Genomic DNA, 17,546 nt, shown 5'->3' with positions numbered 1-17,546 from the left:
CCTACCGCCTTGCACGCGGATTTTGCTGCGAAACAACGCGATTCCCCCGCTTAGGGGCACCGCGCGGTATCACTGCAGCTCGACGACGAGCTCCACTTCGACTGGGCTGTCGAGCGGCAGCACGGCAACGCCGACGGCGGAGCGGGCGTGGGCGCCGGCGTCGCCAAAAATGTCGCCGATGACGTCGGAGGCGCCGTTGATCACGCCGGGCTGGCCGGTGAAGGCCGGGTCGGAGGCGACGAAGCCCACGACTTTCACCACGCGCTTGATGCGCTCGAGGCCCACCAAATTATCGACGGCAGCTAACGCGTTGAGGGCGGCCTGCCGGGCGTAGCCGTAGGCGTCCTCGGCAGAGACGTCCGCGCCGACTTTGCCGGTGGCGGGCAGGGTGCCGTCGATAAATGGGAGCTGCCCGGAGGTGTGCACGTGGTTGCCGGTCTGCACCGCGGGAACGTAGGCCGCGACGGGCGCGGCGACGGCGGGCAGGGTGATGCCGAGTTCGGTAAGGCGCGCGGCCCAATCAGTGTGTGCCATGGCCTACTCCAGCGGGCGCTTCATGTAGGCGACGACGCTGTCCGGCGTCGGCCCTGGGGTGACGGTGACCAGTTCCCAGCCGTCTTCACCCCAGGTGTCCAGGATTTGCTTCGTGGCGTGCGTGAGCAACGGAACCGTTGCGTATTCCCATTTCGTCATGGCCTCTACCCTAGACGAATTCTAGAGGCCGATAATCTCGCGGCCGGCGACGAGGTGCTCGCCCCAGTCGTTGACCTGTGGGTTCTTGCGCAGGACGGCGCGGCGCTGACGCTCGGTCAGGCCGCCCCACACGCCGAACTCGACCCGGTTTTCGAGGGCCTCGGCGAGGCACTCGAGTTGGACGGGGCAGCGTCGACAAATTTCTGCGGCCTTGCGCTGCTCGGCACCTTGCACGAAGAGAGCGTCTGGGTCACCTGTGCGACAGATTGCACGAGTAATCCACTCCCCACGGTCAAACACAAGATCCCCAGCAGAGTTCACACGGCGCGGAATGGCGCGGGTGTCCTCGTACGTCGCGGTTCCAAGAGTGGCAGTCATGAATCGGTCTCCTTTCAAGCGGAGGCAAAGTATAATACTTAGACCCATTAAGCGCTTGTAAGTGTATTCACAGGGTATGCACCTTGTAAAATGCATCACATGAAAGGTGGGGGCGTCCTATTCACTCTCCCCCGCGTTTCATTTAAGGTAACGGTGTGACTGCACTTCGTTCCTTTGGAAACCTCCTGCTCGGCCTTTGCGCCGTTGCTCTGGCGATTGCCCTGTGTTTGGCGCCGGTCGCAGGCCTGACGGGCCTCGCGATTGCGCGCACCGCGAATACAATGCAGTCGAATCTGCTCGACCTGACACACGGCGATGTCCCCGGTGTCACGACCGTTACGGACGTCAACGGCACCCCCATTGCGTGGTTATACAAACAGCGTAGATACGAGGTTCCGAGCGAAAAAATTTCAGCGCATGTAAAACATGCGCTGGTTTCCACAGAGGATCGACGCTTTTATATGCACGACGGCGTTGATATGCAGGGCTTTGCGAGGGCCATGGTGACCAATGTGCTGGCGGGTGGGGTCGAGCAGGGGGCGTCGACAATTAATCAGCAGTACGTGAAGAACTACCTGTGGTTGGTTGAGGCAGGCAATGATGAGGAGGCGCAGGCGGCGACCGAGCAGTCGATCCCGAGGAAGCTGCGCGAAATGCGCATGGCCTCCGATCTGGACAAGACGCTGACGAAGGACGAGATCCTCACTCGCTACCTCAACCTTGTTTCCTTCGGAAACCACGCCTACGGCATCGAGGCCGCGGCCCGCATCTACTTCGACATCCCGGCCGCTGAACTGAACCCGCCACAGGCGGCGCTGCTGGTGGGGCTGCTGCAGTCCGTGGAGTACCTGAACCCGTACACGAACCCGGAGGGCGCGACGCAGCGCCGCAACACCGTGCTACAGAACATGGTGAACGAAGGCCACCTCACACAGGCGGAAGCGGACCGTTACGCGGCGTCCCCGCTGGGTGTGGTGGACAAGCCGAAAGGCCTGCCGGACGGCTGCATCACCGCCGGTGACGCAGGCTTTATGTGCGACTACGCCCTGCAGTACTTGGAAAGCAAGGGCCTGAGCATCGACGAGATCGAGCGCGGCTCCTACACCATCACCACCACCCTCGACCCGGCGGTGCAGGCCTCGACGGTGCAGGCGGTACGCAACAACGTCAACCCAGCCACCCACGGCGTGGCCGAGGTCCTCAACGTGATCCGGCCCGGCACGGACTCCCGCGACATCCTCGCGATGGCATCCTCGCGCTACTACGGCCTCGAGCTGGAGAAGCACCAGACGATCATGCCGCAGCCGACCTCCATGGTGGGCAACGGCGCCGGTTCCGTGTTCAAGATTTTCACGGCGGCTGCAGCGCTCGAGCAGGGCTACGGCCTCGACTCCATGCTGAACACCCCGGCGCGCTCCGTGGTCTACGGCATGGGCAAGGGCGGTGCCGCCGGCTGCCCGCCGGGCGCCTACTGCGTGGAGAACGCCGGCGTCTACCCGCCACAGATGACGCTACGCGACGCCTTAGCTCAGTCCCCGAACACCTCGTTCATCGAGCTCATCCAGAGCGTCGGCGTCACCCCAACAGTGGATATGGCGGTGCGCCTGGGCCTTCGCTCCTACACCGAACCCAATACGTTTGGCAACGGCCGCTCCGTCGCCCAAGCCGCGAAGGAAGAGAACATGGGCTCCTTCGTGCTGGGTCCAACCGCCGTGAACCCGCTCGAGCTGTCCAACGTGGGCGCCACACTCGCTGCCGGCGGCCGCTGGTGCGAGCCGAACCCGATCAAGAGCGTCGTGGATAAGCACGGGCAGGAAGTGTTCATCCAGCGCCCGCCGTGCGAGCAGGTCATCGACCCAGACATCGCCGGCGCGCTCGCCCTCGGCATGTCACACGACACTATCGACGGCACCGCCAAGGACGCAGCCGCCGCCTCCCGGTGGACCGCACCCGTCGCTGCCAAGACCGGCACCACGGAGTCCCACCAGTCCTCCGCGTTCCTCGGGTTCACCCGCGGGATGGCCGGCGCGCCGTACATTTTCAACGACGGCACCCAAACCACCCCGCTGTGCACCGGCCCAGTGCGTCAGTGCTCCGTAGGCAACCTGTTCGGCGGCAACGAGGCCGCGCGCACCTGGTTCCAGGCCGCCCACGGCGTGCCCGGCGCCGCGGCAGCGGGCCTGCCACCGACCAGTGCGACCTACACGCGCGGCACGAAGCAGTCGGCGCTCGACGCCGTCGTCGGCCTCCCGGCCGCCACCGCGAAGCAGCAGCTCCAGGCGCAAGGGTTCAACGTGACCACCCAAACCGTCTTCGGCAACGGGGCGCCCGCCGGCAACGTCATCGCAGCGATCCCCGCCAACCCCGCGCTCACGCAGGGCACCATGGTGACCCTCAACGTGTCCGACGGCAGCGCCGCCGCCCCCACCGCGTCACCGTCGGCGTCCACACCCCCGCCGACCAGCACGCAGGCCCCCGCCGTCGACTTCGACGGCATCCAGCAATCACTTAACGACGCCCGCGATGCGCTCACGAACGTCTTCCAATAAGGCTAACTAGCCCTAGCTCAGGCGGGCCTTGACCGCCGTGGAAAGCCGCTTGCCGTCAACACGGCCGGCGGCTTTCGCGTTCGCAGCCTTCATGACCTGCCCCATCTGCGCCATGGACTCGGCGCCGACCTCGGCGACGGCCTCCTCCACCAGGGCGTCAACCTCCTCGTCCGTGAGCTGGGCAGGCTGGTACGCTTCGAGGATTTCGGCTTCGTGGAGTTCGGCGTCGGCAAGCTCTTGGCGGCCGTTCGTGGCGTAAATCTCCGCGGACTCGCGGCGCTTCTTCACCTCGCGAGCAATAATCTTCAAGATCTCCGCATCATCCACCTCGTGCTTCGAACCCTCGGTCTCAGCGGTCTGGATGGCGGCCAGCAACATACGGATCGTGCCGGTGCGTTCCTTCTCCTTCGCCTTCATCGCGGTCTTCAGGTCTGCGCGCAGCTGTGCTTTCAATTCACTCATGTGGGAAAGCGTAGTCCATCTGTACGCTAGGACGCGTGAATACTTCCCTCAAACGCCTCACGCGTGCCGCCGGCGTCATCGCTGCGACCGGCATGGCCACCGCCGCGTACGGCGTGAGCCAGCTGAACAACTACCGCCTGAAGGAATACACCCTCCCCCTCCTCCCGCCCGGCACCCTCAAAGGACGCGACTCCTTCGACATCCTCCACGTCAGCGACCTCCACATGATCCCAGGCCAACGCGCCAAAGTCGCCTGGGTCTCCAGCCTCGCCGAACTCCAACCCGACCTGGTGATCAACACCGGCGACAACCTCTCCGACCCCAAGGGCGTGCCCTGGGTCTTCCAGGCCCTCGGCCCGCTCCTCGAGATCCCGGGTGCGTTCGTCTTCGGCACCAACGACTACTGGGCGCCCCGCCCCGTCAACCCCTTCAAGTACTTGCTTGGCACGAAGCGCGAGCCCTCCTACGTCGACCTCCCCTGGGAAGGCATGCGCGCCGCATTCCAGGAGCACGGCTGGCACGACGCCACACACCGCAGGCTCGAGTTCAAAATTAACGACGTCCGCCTCGCCCTCGCAGGCGTCGACGACCCACACCACAACCTGCACGACTACTCCACCATCGCCGGCGCCCCCAACCCCGACGCCGACCTCGCCATCGCGCTCCTCCACGCCCCCTACCGGGAAGTCCTCGACGCCTTCGAGCGCGACGGCTACCAACTGGCGCTATCCGGCCACACCCACGGCGGCCAGATCTGCCTACCTGGCGAGCGCGCCATCGTCACCAACGCCGACATCGACCGCGAGCGCGCCTCCGGCCTCCACCGCTTCGGCCGCATGTGGATGGAAGTCTCCAACGGGCTGGGCACCTCCAAGTACGCCCCCGTACGGATCTTCTGCCCGCCATCCGCAGCACTCCTCCACATCACGGAGCGGCCCTGACCACGGCTTTTGTTTTTCGCGGGCACAGGAGTAAAGTAACCAGGTGCCCACGGGATATGGCGCAGCTTGGTAGCGCGCTTCGTTCGGGACGAAGAGGTCGCAGGTTCAAATCCTGTTATCCCGACCAATAGAAACCCCGCCGCTTTCGCGGCGGGGTTTCGCGTTGCTCAGGTGGGCTTGGGACCCGCGCACCACATTCCTTGTTTTTGGGAAGCACCGTCGGCGTTTCCCCAGGTCGCCAAGGGGCAGGGTGGGAATTTGGTGTCCCCCCAACCGGGGCGAGTGCCAAAGGACGCAACGCAATTTGGATTAGACGTATAAACCTGCAGGTCCAAAAAGGCCTACTTTTTGGAAGATGCGTCCTTTGGCACTGGCTCACCATCCTTGGAGGATCCGAGGACGGTCATGCCGTGGTCGAAGCCCTCGGACTGGCATGCCTGGACGATCAGGGAGATCGCCAGGCCGCCGACTGCGATGGCTCCAAACGCGATAGCAACGGGCTGCAGCTGACGGGCGTCGACGCCGAACTGCCTGTTAATGGCGGCAATCTGGCCCTCGAACCCGCGGCCTACGTGGCGCAGGGAGTCGTTGAACTGCCCAAGAGCGGCGTTGATCTGGGTCTGCATCGTGTTCGCAACGCCAATGCCAACTGCGGCGGCGAGCCCGATTGGCAGCAGCCAGAGGATCGGGCTGTTGAGCGCGAACATGTTGGACATGCAGCGCTTGAAGCCGTCGGCAGATGAATCGGCGGGAGCGGGAGTAGGCGTAGAAGGCGCAGGCGTTGTCGGACTCGTGGTAGTGCCACCCTTCGCGATGACCCCCACGACTGTTTTCACCTCGTACGTTGCGCCCGTGGCGGTGGTGACGGTGACTGGAATGTCAACCTTCTCGCCAACTTCGGCGGAGGCGGGTGGGGTGACCAGCAGATCACCCGAGGCGGACACGGAGGCCCGCCACCCGGTCGGCAGGGCGCCGAGCTTGTAGGTGTTGCCGTCGGTGTGGCCGCTGATCTTGATGGACGTCGGCACGCCCGGCGCGGTGATGGCCGGCGGGTACGACGGTGCTGGCGCGATAGGTACAGAAGGAGCAGTCGGAGTGGCAGTCGGGGACGGCTCCGGCGCCGCAGTCGCGGAAGAAGTAGGTTCAACTGGCCCGGTCGGCACGTTGGCCACGGTGAAGACGGCCTGGGTGGTGTAGGCCTCGCCGTGGGCTGGGGTGACGGTGACAGGGACGCGGATCCAGGCGCCTGGGGTGGCGGACTTCGGCGCGGTCGCGGTAACGGTGCCGTGCTCGTCGACGCTGACCTTCCAGCCATTGACCCGGTCGGGTACCGAGTAGCGGTTGCCGTCGGTGGCGTTGGTTGCAGGCTGAGTACTCGTCTCGCCGGGTAGGACGGAGGCGGAGGCGTAGCTGACGTGCGGGGATTCGTCGGTTTCCTTGATGGCCGCGAATGCCGGAACGACCAGGATGGCTCCGTCGGTGTAGGTGACCTGAACGGGGATGAGGATGGAGTCGCCGGGCTTGGCGTCGGCTGGTGGCGTCGAGAAGACGCGGCCGTGCTCGTCGACGGTGGCGGTCCAGCCCGGGATGGTTGGCTTCCACTCGGGGTCGATTTCGAAGGTGGCGTCGGAAGGAACCTTGGAGCCCTCGTGGAGAGGGACCTCGTCGGTTGCGCCCGGTTCCTGGACGACCTTGCCGTAGGTTGGCACGATGTGGCCGACGCCGACCTCGATGATGCGCTTGACCGGGGTCTTGGTTGTCGTGGTGTGTTCGACTGGGTTGCCGACGACGTGGCCGTCGACAAGCTGCCAGGTCTTCTCCGTGATGGTTTGGCCGTAGGAGCCTTCCTGGATGGTCTTGACCACGCCGGCGGGCAGGCTGTCTACCTGGCGGATTTCGGTCTCGAACGGCACGGGGGTGTGGATGGTCTCGCGTAGCTCTGTCTGCTTGGATTCCTTCTTGGTGCCGACCAAGATGACCTGGTCCTCGGCGTCCACGACCTGTGGTTTCTGCGCGATGCCGTCGATAATTTTGTAGGAGATCCTGCCCACCTTGCCGCGCTGTGCGACCTTGTGGGTGCCGGCCTCGAGCGTCGGGTCTTCCCGGATGATGACGCGGTACGGCGTCTCTTCAGACCAGTGGATTTCCGGCGTGACGCCCGGCCTTTCCTTGGTGCCAACGCGCACGATGCGGTCCTGCGGGTCCGCGATGCGCGTCTGCTCGATGCGTGTGCTGACCACCTCGGAGTTCGTGATGGTCCTGGTCGTGTTCACTTTGTCGGTGCCGAGCACGCCGGGGTGTTCGGCGTCGACGACCTGCGTGCCTACGTCGAGTGTGGGGTCGAAGACGATCTGCGTCTCAAACGGCACGATGACTTCGTACTCGGTGTTGATGTCGAAGGAGACGTCAGGCGCGGGCTCCCTGACCACGACGAACGCGGCGGTGACCACGTCTTTCGAGCCGTCCTGGTAGGTGACGGGGACGGGGACGTTGAGGTGGTCGCCAGACTCGGCGTCCTTCGGCGGGGTCGCGGTGACAACGCCCGCGTCGTCGACGCGGAGCTTCCAGCCGTCGAGGCTCGCGGGCACGCTGAACGGCGTCTTTTCCGCGAGGTCGCGGGCAGGGATGCGGGTGGGCTCGGTGATCTCAGATCGCTTGTCGACGCCCGGCTTCGCCTCCTGCTGCTCGTATCGCGGCTCGTAGACGGCGCGCTGCTCACCGAGGACGACCACGGTGGCGACGATGATGGCGGTCGTGCCGTCCTTATAGGTCACGCGCACCGGGATGTCCGCGGAGCTGCCCGGTACGGCGCGCTCGCTGACCGGGGTGGTGATGGTACCCGTCTTCGGGTCGATCTTGACCTGCTCCCACCGCAGGTTGCGCGGCGGAGCGATGTAGTGCTTGTCCTTCGGGTCCGTGATCAGGGCGAACTTCGGCTCCGAGATGTCCCGGACGCTTCCAGTGTCCAGCTTGCTCGTGACCGTGGTGCCCGGCTTGCCCGACTTGGTCTGGTACCGCGGGTTGTTCATGCCCTTGTCGTCGCCGACGACGGTGAACGCCGCCGGGACGTCCGCCTCGGAGCCGTCCGGGTAGCGGACGTGGATGTCGATGATCGCCTGGTCACCGGGCCGCGCATCCTTCGGCGGAGTCGCCGTGACCACGCCCTTCTTCGACACGTCGAACGTCCAGCCGTCCGGGAGTTGCTCCGGCAGGCTGTACTTCGCCTTCATCGGGTCCGCCAGCAGGGTGCTGATCATCGAGGAGACCGGCAGCCCGGGCTTGGTGAAGCTCTGCGGGTAGTTCGCAACGTCGGTGCCCGTACCGTCGCCGATCACGTTGATGGTGGCGGTGGTTTCCTGCGGCACAGCGCCGCTGGCGTAGTGGGTACGCACCGGCACCGTGATGTAGGCGCCCGGCAGCGCGGTGTCCGGGATGGTGACGGTCAGCTCGCCGGTGGTGGCGTCGAGGGTGACGTTCCAGTCGCCGACTTTGTACTGTTGGGAGCCATTAGGGAAGGTGTAGCGGTTCGGCGTTTCGTCGTGCGCGTTGCCGCCGAGGCCAACCTTCGGCACGGTCGGCGTGAGCGTCATGCGGTCTGCCACCTCACCCGAGGCCGAGCCATACGACGGCACTTTCACGTCCGAGAACACCTGGAAGGACACCGGAGCTTCGTCGGTCGTACCGTCCGGGTAGGTCGCCTTCACCACGGGTTTGATGGTGGTGAAGTTCGGCACGGTTGCCTTCGCCTTCGCGGTGACGGTGCCTTCCTTATCGACTGTGACGTTCCAGCCGTCTTTGTCGGAGGGGGCGTCGATAAGCTCGAATTTCTTCGGCTTGATGACGTCCCCCTTGCCCAGCACCCGTGTCAGGCTCGCCTTGGCGGTAAGTGTTGTGTTTTGGGCGCCCTGCACTGGCTCCGCGGGGTACTCGAGGTTGGTCTGCTGCGTGTGATTCGGTTCGACGACCACGAGCAGCGGGATGGCGTCCTTGGAGCCGTTCGAGTAGCGTACATGCACCACAGGCTGCGCAAACGTCCCAGGGGTCGGCTTATCGACGCCCTCCGGCGCCGTCATGATCACCCTGTAGTCGCCCTTTTCCTCGTCGGCGAACTTGGCGGTCCAGCCGTCGTAGACGAGGCTCTCGTCGAGGGCGATGGTGGCGTCGAACTTCTCTTTCAGGTCGGCGAGGGTGTGCCCGTTTGCGTCGGGAAGCTCCTCGAAGACAATCGCATCCTTTGAGATCCCGGAGGTGATGTTGACCTCAGACCTGGTGAACTGCGGATCGTGGTAAAGCGTGTCATCCACGCTGATCGCGTGCGAGCTGAGCTCGTTGGCGGTGTTGTAGCGTGGCAGCGCAATGGAGCTGGCCGTTACCCCAACCCTTGTATCTTCGTACGCGTGGTTCTGAGCGATAGCCTCGAGCTCCTCGACACTGCGCGGCAGCGCAACCGCGGTAAACGTGAGGCCCTGGAGGCCGTCGAGCTCGGCGTCGTCGGCGAACTTCGGCCAGGTAAGGAAGAAGTCGGAGCCATCGCGCGTGATGGTGACGTGCTCGAGCACCTTGCCGCTGCCGTCCGCGACCTGTATGCGCAGACGATCCAGGTCGCGTTCCGTGAACATCCCACCGGCGGAGGCGATTTTGACCTTCTCCCCCGGCTTGATCACAGCTTTCGAAATGTGTTCCCAATCAAGTTTGAGGGGGACGCATTCGTCTGTCTCGCTCGGCCAGGGGTTGGCGTTCGCGTCCGCTTGAAAGTTTTGGCTTTCGAAAAACCGGTGGTCAGAGTCTTCCTTTGTGTAGGACCCTTTCCACGCAAAGGTGAGGCCTTCCGGGCTCAGGGCTTGTTGCTGGAACTGTTCCGTGAAGGGAAACGCGCCGTTCAAGTTGCGCTGAATTCGGGAAGCGGTAATCTCCGCGGACTCAGCAGTGTTGTTCACCGTGAACGGGTTACCGCCATCGAGCTTCTCACCCGCGGGAACAACTCCTAGCTCGCCGACTTCGACTGGAACAGGCCCGCTGTCGCTAAACCCTGTATCTGTGAAGGTGCGCTGCTTGTCCGCGTTGAAGTGCAGCTGGATGCCGAACTCAGTTGCGCTCTCGGAGTGCTCACCAGGGTTGAGCGCGTCAAACCTGAAACCTGCAACGTCCTTGCCGTCATCGGCCTTCTCCAGCACCACTCGGCAGGCATCATCGCCCAGCCCCTCTGACTTCGCCTGCTGCTCAGCGTCGATCACCGCACCGGTGTATGCCAGGTTCTCCTGGGCATGCGCGACAGGGGTAGGCGCGACCACGGCGGCACTCCCCAACGCGAGCGCGATCGCAGACGTTACGGTAACTCCAACACGTACATTCCGACGCCCCGCGCCCGGAAATGTGCCTTGCATGTGGCAGTCCTTCACTTTTCACAACGATTTTTTCACAACGCTTGGTGAGTAATAGCGTAATTCGCGCTGTGCGCTACGTACACTCTTAACGTTGCATAAGTGGCAATAAGTGAAGGCCCCGCCAGCCGAAGCCGACGGGGCCTTCCCCATCCCTAACCCCTTTCTTGCCCACAATGGGCGAAAGGAGACCACTCAATCCAAGCCCCTATTACTTGAAATGAGCATCGCTAGATTAACACAAACCCATCCGAAAGTAGGAACCATGTCCGTGTGCTCGGATTATTCCTCCACGTGAACCGCAACGTCACGTCGCTGCGGTACTCCGCCCAGCAGCCCGACCGCCGCGACGAGCGTGCTCATAGCGATACCAATCCATAGTGCCTGCGCAGAGCCGTTATTGCCCGCGCTCGAGAGCGACGCGGCCAGCCAGTGCATCGGCATCGCCGAAGAAAGCGCCTCGAGGACCCCACTAACAGGGGCAGCCGCGGCGGCTTTCCAAACCCACCCGACTACCCCCATCTGAAGAATTATCAGGATTGCGGCAACCAGACTCCCCCATCCGCGGCCAAACAGCGCCGCGAGCGCCGTCGTCACACCAACGGAGGCGGCCGCACCGCACAGCAGCGCGAGAGCCGCGATCCCCAGAGCGGCCGGGCTCAGGTTGTGGCCGAGGATGAACACCAGCACCCAGCCAGCAACCGCCAGGAGCACGACGCCCAGCGCCAGCGCCAGCCAGCGCCTCGTGCGGGACAGCCACGCCGCCGCGGCGACGCCAACACCGCCCAGCCCCACGAGCGCCGCGACCAGCATCGCCGCGACCGGTGCCAGCGAGGACTCCTGCGGCTCCTGCGCCTCCGCACCCGCCTGGGCCGCCGCCGGCGCCGGGAGCGCGCCACGCACCGCCCGGATCTGGTCAGCGGTCAGGTTCGCCATGTGGTCAATCTTTGCGACGCCCTCATCAAGCTGAGCGATACCGCCGACCGCGCCCTGCGCCTCGTTATTGAGCTGAGTCAGTCCACTCGCCAGCTGCTGGGCGCCGTTCGTGGCCGTGTAGACGCCGTCGTGGTAGGCGTAGCCCGGCACCGCTAGCTGGTTGGCTACCTCGCGGGAGCCGTCGCGCAGCTTGTTCATCTGCGCGACAACCTCCGGCGGCAACTGGGCATTGTCCGCCTGGACCTTCAGTTGTTGAAGCTGCTCGCGTGCAGCGATGACGTCCGGGTCCTTGGAGGCCTTCGTCGATACGAGGGCGCGGTCGATGGCAGCGGTGACCTGGCCACGCACCGCGTCGAAGGCCGTGGCCTGCTCAACCACCTGGCCAATCGCGTCCGCGACCTCCGTCGCGCCACCCCCGAGCTGGCCCGTCGCCGCCTGTAGCTGCACCATCCCTGCCGACAACTCCTGCGCACCAGCCTGCGCCTGGGAGATCGCGGCGACGAGTTCGTCGGCGCCGCCGGTGAGTTGGGAGGTGCCGTCGACAAGCTCTTTGGTGCCCTGCGTGAGAAAGCCCGCCTGCGTGTTGGCCTCCCCCGCCGCGCGGCGCGCCTCGTTCGGGTTGCCCTGATCCGACGGCAACTGCGGCGCGCTGGCATCCCCCTGCGTGGACATCCAAGTACTCACCGGGCTCAACGGCAGGAACGCCGCAACAATACACACCAACAACACACACAACACGCGCCACTTCATGGTGCACAATGTAACCCCTGCAACTGCATGAATGCTGGAAGGCACACCGCACGCTCCCAAAGATGTTGTGGCCTTGTCCAAGCTTGTTGCTACCCTTTAAAGCAACTGACAGTTTTCAAATCCCAAACTCAGAGAGGGTTCACCATGGCACTACCTCTCGTGCTCGCATTCGTGGCCGCGACAGTTCCGCTATCGCCGCTGCTCGTGCGAGTTTTCGACAGGAAAGCAGGCTGGCCGCTGGCGCTCCTGCTGTTCGCCGCAGCGGTCACGCTGGGCCGCGAATTTCCTAACATTTCCCAAGGCAACGTGGAAACGTGGTCCCTTACGTGGGCCAACGACATCCTCGGGCCCGGCACCGAAATCGCGTTCTCACTGCGCGCGGACGGCCTGAGCATCTTCTTTGCGTTGCTCGCGCTCGTCATTGGCGGCATTGTCCTTATATATTCGGCCGCATACCTGCCGAAGCGCGAGGGCAACACCAGCTTCTATACCATCATGACGGCGTTTACCCTCTCGGTGCTGCTGCTCGTGCTTGCGGACGACACCGTGCTCCTCTTCATCGGCTGGGAGCTCGTCTCGATCGCGTCCTTCATGCTCATCGCCCGCTCCGGCTCCGGCGGCGAGGCCGGCTCCTACCGCACGCTCATCCTGACCTTCTTCGGCGGGCTGACGCTGTTGGCGGGCCTGGCGGTCGTCTCCGTCGCGGCAGGAACGACGCAGCTCAGCGCAGTGCTCGCGTCGCCGGTCTGGGCGCAGTCGCCGGGGCTGACCACCACGGTGGCACTGCTCATCGGCTTCTCCGCCTTCACCAAGGCCGCGCAGTTCCCCTTCCACTTCTGGCTGCCTGAAGCCATGGCGGCAGCCACGCCAGTCTCCGCGTTCCTGCACGCGGCGGCAGTGGTCAAGGCGGGCGTCTACGTCCTGCTGCGCTTCTCCACCATCTTCCACGACGTCACCGCGTGGAACACGCTGCTGCTGGTCACCGGCCTGTTTACCGCGCTGATGTCGGCAGCCTTCGCCATTACGAAGACGGACCTGAAGCACCTGACGGCTTACTCCACGGTTTCCCACCTGGGTTGGATCGTCGCGGCGATCGGCATCGGCACCCCGGCGGCGCTCGCCGCCGCGATGGTGCACACGCTGGCCCACGCGCTGTTCAAGTCCTCCCTGTTCATGCTCATCGGCGTCATTGACCACCAGGCCGGCTCCCGCGACATCCGCCGCCTCGGCCAGCTGTACAAGCAGCTGCCGTTCACCTTCGCCTCCACCTGTGTGGCCGCGGCCTCCATGGCCGCCATCCCGCCACTGTTCGGCTTCATTTCGAAGGAATCCATCCTCACAGCGTTCGACGCCACAAGCTTCGGCCCGCTGCTGCTCGCCGTCGCGGGTCTTGCCGCCCTACTGACCTTCATCTACTCGGCGAAGATCGTCTTCGGCGCATTTATCGACGGCACCAAGCCCATGCCGCACGTCACCGAAGCGCCCGTCGCGCTCTGGCTGCCAGCCGCGCTGCCCGGCCTGACCTCCCTGGTCCTGCCGTTCACGCTCGGCTGGGTAGACAACCCGATCAACGCGGGCGTGCGCACCATCACTGGCGACACCGAGTTCCACTCGCACCTGGCACTGTGGCACGGCCTGAACGCGCCATTCATCGTCTCGCTCATCGTGCTCGTGCTGGGTGTTTGCTTCGTCCTCTTCGTGCGCAAACCGTTCTTCGCGGCCGTCGAGAACAAGCAGCTGCTGCCAACCAGCGGCAATGACCTACTCAACGCCATGGTCCGCGGGCTTTCCAAGGTGGGCCGCTGGCTCGGCGCGATGGCGGACACGTTCAACCCGTCGCGCCACCTGCTGCCACTCGTGCTGTGCATCCTCGTCCTGGGCGTCAGCACCGCCGTGCTCACCCAGGGTGTCGACGGCATGCCGCTCGCCCCACGCGCCGAGGGCATCGACGTGTGGTGGGACCTCATCCCATTCGCCATCATCGCCCTGTCCGTCATCGGCCTGGTGCGCACCCGCTCCCGCCTCGCCGCGGCGGTACTGCTGGGCACCACCGGCGTGGGCATGACACTGCAGATGCTCATGCTCGGCGCACCCGACGTGGCGCTGACCCAGTTCCTCGTCGAGTCGCTGACCGTCGTGATCATCATGGTGGTGCTGCGCTACCAGCCACGCACCTTCCCCAAGACCCCGACCTCACGCAAGGTCTTCGCGGCCGTCGTCGCTGCCATCGCCGGCGTGGTCGCCTTCCTCGGCGTCTACGCCCTGCTGGGCCGCCACGACCGCTCCGACCTGGCACTGTGGTACCTCACCGAGGGAGGAAAGATGACCAGCGCCGACAACATCGTCGCCGTCATCATCGTTGAGTTCCGTGGCTTCGATACCCTCGGCGAGCTCTCCGTGCTCGGCATGGCGGCAGTGGTCATCGCGGCCGTCGTCCAGTCCATGCCACGCCACATGTTCGAGGCCGGCACCCGCCCACGCCCATTCGGCCAGTCGCAGCTCAACTCGCTGCCACTGCGCAAGGCGTCTGCGCTCGTCGTACCGATCCTGGCGCTGCTGTCCGTCCTCATCTTCTTCCGTGGCCACACCGCGCCCGGCGGCGGCTTCGTCGCAGCGCTCGTACTGGCCACCGCGTTCGGCCTCAACTACCTGTCCCGTGGCGCGGACGCGTACGTCGTCAAGCAACTCACCCCGATCAGGCTGACGGGCTGGGGCATCATCATCGCCATCAGCTCCGGCTTCCTCGGGTTCCTCGAAGGCGGCTTCATGTACGCCATCCACGGCACCATCGCTGGGGAGCACATGACGACGTCCCTCATCTTCGACTTCGGCATCTACCTCGCCGTGCTCGGCATGGTCACGCAGGCGCTCAACGCGCTCGGCGGCTACCTACGCCCCGGCACCGAGATTTCCGACCTCACCTACACCCGCGGCGGCGAGAACCCGCTGCCGGACGTGCCAGAGCCAGAGGCGCCCGCCGAGCCTGTCGACGCCCACCCAGCCCCACTCAACCCCGCGGAAAACCCGCGCCCAGTTACCACGAAGGAGCTGTAAACCACATGGTCATGGCACTTACCATCGCGGTCCTGGTTGCAGGGTCCGTCTACATGATCCTGCAGCGCGGCATGGTCCGCATCATCTTCGGCATGTCCCTGTTCGGGCACGCCTCCAACCTGACGCTGCTTGCCACCGGTGTCGGCGCCTGGCGCGGCGAGGCATTCCCCTCCCGCACCGAATTCGCCGACTTGTCCGACCCACTCCCGCAGGCCTTCGTGCTCACCGCCATCGTCATCGCCATGGCGACGACCACGATCCTGCTCATGCTGGCCTCACTCGGCAAGGATGACGACACCATGGATAACCCGACCGGCGTCGCAGGCACCTACGACCTGATGCGCCTGAGCCCGTCCGCGCTATCCACCGCAGGCCGCACCGCGCGCCTCAACCCGAAAAAGATGAACAACACGGAAGGAGCACCACGCGCATGAGTGCGGACGCAATCCTCCCAGTCTTCGTCGCGCTGCCACTCATCATGGCGGCGGTGACAACGCTCAGTCCCTGGAAGCGCGGCAACGACGCCCTGGGCCTCATCATCCCCGCCATCAACCTCGGCCTGGCCATTTGGCTGTACAGCTACACCGCCGAGCACGGCACCATCTCCCACGTCATCGGCCTGTACCAGGGCGGCGTCGGCATCTCCTTCGCCGCCGACCAGTTCTCGGCCATCATGCTGATCACCACCATGATCGTGGCGCTGACCTCCAACTGGTTCGCCAGCGTGGCCGGTGAAACCCAGGCGCGCTACTTCACGCCGCTGACCCTGGTGCTTATCACCGGTGTCTCCGGCGCACTGCTCACCGCGGACCTGTTCAACTTCTTCGTCATGATCGAGGTCATGCTGCTGCCGTCCTACGGCCTCATCGCCATGACCGGCACCCGCAACCGCCTGCTGTCCGCCCGCACGTTCGTGCTGGTGAACCTGGCGGCGTCGACACTGCTCGTGATGGGCGTGGGCTACATCTACGGTGTTGCCGGCGCCGTCAACATCGCCGCCCTGCGCGGCGCCGCGGCCGGCAACGGACCGATCACCGTGGCCACCGGCCTGGTCGTCATCGCCATCGCCGCCAAAGCCGGCGTCTTCCCGGTCCATACCTGGCTGCCACGCACCTACCCCTCCACCAGTGCCGCCGTCATGGGCCTGTTCTCCGGCCTGCACACCAAGGTGGCCGTCTACATGCTCTTCCGCATCTGGGTGGTCATCTTCGACATGGACGCGCGCTGGAACGCACTGATCATCGTCATCATGGTGATCTCGATGCTCATCGGTGGCTTCGCCGGCCTTGCTGAGCACACCATGCGCCGCGTCCTGGGCTACCAGATGGTCAACGGCATGCCGTTCATCCTCATCATGCTGGCCTTTACTAACGACGACGCCCGCTACGCCCTCGCCGCCGGCCTCATGTACACGCTGCACCACATGATCACCATCGCAGCACTCGTGCTCAACGTCGGTGCCATCGAGGAAACCTACGGCACCGGCACCATCTCGAAGCTGTCCGGCCTCGCACGCCGCGACCCGCTCACCTCCGCCGTCTTCGTCGCCGGCGCGTTCTCCATCGTCGGCTTCCCGCCGTTCTCCGGCCTCTTCGGCAAGGTCACCATCGTGCTCGCCGCCGCTACACCCGGCGACTGGCGCTCCTGGGTGGCAATCACCACCATCATCGTCGCGTCCTTCGGTGCGCTGCTGTCCATGATGCGCGTCTGGAAGCGCGTCTTCTGGGGCCGCCCAATGCAGCACTACCCGAAGGCCCTCAACGTCCGCGCGAAGCTGCTCGCACCGTCCGCGCTGCTCATGTTCATGTCCCTCGGCATGTTCATCGGTGCCGGCCCACTCTGGGCAGCCAGCACCGCGGCCGTCGACAGCCTTCTCGACGTCGACTCCTACACCACCGCCGTCCTCGGCGACGACGCCATCGGCATCCCCGATGTGGACACCCTCCAAGGAGGTAACTAACCATGCTGCAACGCTTCGTACACGGCGTGGGCTACACCGCCTGGCTCATCAAAGAAATCTTCGCCTCCGGCTTCAGCGCAGCCGCCGCCGCGTTCAAGCCCAACACCGGGCTGGACCCGATCATCATCTACTACCCGCTGCGCCTGACCACCGACTGGCAGATCTTCTGGTACTCCACCTCCATCACCGTCACCCCGGGCACGCTGTCCCTCGGACTGCGCTACCCCGCCCAGGAAGGCGGCCCGATCGTGTTGCTGGTGCAGGCCGCGTTCGGCAGCGACCCTTTAGAGCAGATCGCCGGCCTCATCGACATGGAAGAGCGCATCAACCCGGCAGTCAAAGCCACCCCGCTGGACCCCGCATCCATCGGGTGGGACCACTACGTGGACCTCGGCGACCCCGACGACCACACCCTGCCACCCGCGGAAAGGATGGACTAGAA

12 protein-coding genes and 1 tRNA gene are annotated in these 17,546 nt (G+C 64.9%); 7 read left to right on the top strand and 6 right to left on the bottom strand.

All coding sequences use genetic code 11. The features are described from left to right. Positions 1 to 69 precede the first annotated feature (69 nt). Genes BJP06_RS08905 through BJP06_RS08895 form a run of 3 tightly spaced genes read right to left on the bottom strand, consistent with a single transcriptional unit; the run spans position 70 to position 1,071 of the window. Positions 70 to 534 carry a RidA family protein gene (locus tag BJP06_RS08905; RefSeq protein WP_070363257.1) on the bottom strand — a complete coding sequence of 155 codons (465 nt, stop codon included), beginning with the start codon at positions 532 to 534 and terminating at the stop codon, positions 70 to 72. Between the two features lie 3 nt (positions 535 to 537). Then, on the bottom strand, positions 538 to 693 hold the full coding sequence (locus tag BJP06_RS11965; RefSeq protein WP_071566444.1) for a DUF4177 domain-containing protein: 156 nt from the start codon (positions 691 to 693) through the stop codon (positions 538 to 540). A 21-nt stretch (positions 694 to 714) separates the two neighbouring features. Then, a complete protein-coding gene (locus BJP06_RS08895) occupies positions 715 to 1,071 on the bottom strand; it encodes a WhiB family transcriptional regulator (RefSeq protein ID WP_083329365.1) in 357 nt (118 codons plus the stop codon). 155 nt (positions 1,072 to 1,226) lie between these two features. Between BJP06_RS08895 and BJP06_RS08890 the strand changes: the two genes are divergently transcribed. After that, complete coding sequence (locus BJP06_RS08890; RefSeq protein WP_071573608.1) at positions 1,227 to 3,620, top strand: transglycosylase domain-containing protein; 2,394 nt, start codon at positions 1,227 to 1,229, stop codon at positions 3,618 to 3,620. A gap of 12 nt (positions 3,621 to 3,632) precedes the next feature. Here BJP06_RS08890 and BJP06_RS08885 read toward each other — a convergent pair whose 3' ends face one another. Then, complete coding sequence (locus BJP06_RS08885; RefSeq protein WP_071573607.1) at positions 3,633 to 4,082, bottom strand: GatB/YqeY domain-containing protein; 450 nt, start codon at positions 4,080 to 4,082, stop codon at positions 3,633 to 3,635. Positions 4,083 to 4,174: 92 nt separating this feature from the next. Here BJP06_RS08885 and BJP06_RS08880 point away from each other — a divergent pair, with 92 nt between their 5' ends. Together BJP06_RS08880 and BJP06_RS08875 are read left to right on the top strand one after the other, a co-directional pair. Beyond that, positions 4,175 to 5,023 (top strand): metallophosphoesterase, encoded by an 849-nt coding sequence (locus BJP06_RS08880; RefSeq protein ID WP_071573641.1) that lies wholly within the window; start codon positions 4,175 to 4,177, stop codon positions 5,021 to 5,023. Positions 5,024 to 5,073: 50 nt separating this feature from the next. Next, positions 5,074 to 5,150, top strand: a tRNA-Pro gene (locus BJP06_RS08875). A gap of 214 nt (positions 5,151 to 5,364) precedes the next feature. Here BJP06_RS08875 and BJP06_RS08870 read toward each other — a convergent pair. Both BJP06_RS08870 and BJP06_RS08865 read right to left on the bottom strand, forming a co-directional pair. Beyond that, positions 5,365 to 10,407 carry a YPDG domain-containing protein gene (locus BJP06_RS08870; protein WP_071573606.1) on the bottom strand — a complete coding sequence of 1,681 codons (5,043 nt, stop codon included), beginning with the start codon at positions 10,405 to 10,407 and terminating at the stop codon, positions 5,365 to 5,367. Positions 10,408 to 10,686: 279 nt separating this feature from the next. Beyond that, positions 10,687 to 12,090, bottom strand: a complete 1,404-nt coding sequence (locus BJP06_RS08865) for a hypothetical protein (RefSeq protein ID WP_071573605.1) — start codon at positions 12,088 to 12,090, stop codon at positions 10,687 to 10,689. A gap of 144 nt (positions 12,091 to 12,234) precedes the next feature. On the opposite strand from BJP06_RS08865, the gene BJP06_RS08860 reads away from it, so the two are divergent. The 4 genes from BJP06_RS08860 to BJP06_RS08845 are packed head-to-tail and all read left to right on the top strand — an operon-like array spanning position 12,235 to position 17,544. Beyond that, complete coding sequence (locus BJP06_RS08860; RefSeq protein ID WP_071573604.1) at positions 12,235 to 15,144, top strand: DUF4040 family protein; 2,910 nt, start codon at positions 12,235 to 12,237, stop codon at positions 15,142 to 15,144. Between the two features lie 5 nt (positions 15,145 to 15,149). Continuing rightward, positions 15,150 to 15,578: a cation:proton antiporter subunit C gene (locus tag BJP06_RS08855; RefSeq protein ID WP_071573603.1), complete on the top strand. Its 429-nt coding sequence runs from the start codon at positions 15,150 to 15,152 to the stop codon at positions 15,576 to 15,578. Continuing rightward, on the top strand, positions 15,575 to 17,104 hold the full coding sequence (locus BJP06_RS08850; RefSeq protein WP_070477295.1) for a monovalent cation/H+ antiporter subunit D family protein: 1,530 nt from the start codon (positions 15,575 to 15,577) through the stop codon (positions 17,102 to 17,104). The genes BJP06_RS08855 and BJP06_RS08850 overlap by 4 nt, the downstream gene beginning before the upstream one ends. A 2-nt stretch (positions 17,105 to 17,106) precedes the next feature. Further along, complete coding sequence (locus BJP06_RS08845) at positions 17,107 to 17,544, top strand: monovalent cation/H+ antiporter subunit E (protein WP_083433255.1); 438 nt, start codon at positions 17,107 to 17,109, stop codon at positions 17,542 to 17,544. The last annotated feature ends 2 nt before the right edge of the window (positions 17,545 to 17,546 follow it).

It is taken from the genome of Corynebacterium sp. NML120713 (genome assembly GCF_001875735.1).
Lineage (GTDB): Bacteria > Actinomycetota > Actinomycetes > Mycobacteriales > Mycobacteriaceae > Corynebacterium > Corynebacterium pseudogenitalium.
Note: the sequence above shows the minus strand (reverse complement) of the source record. Positions and strands in the feature narration are given on the sequence as shown.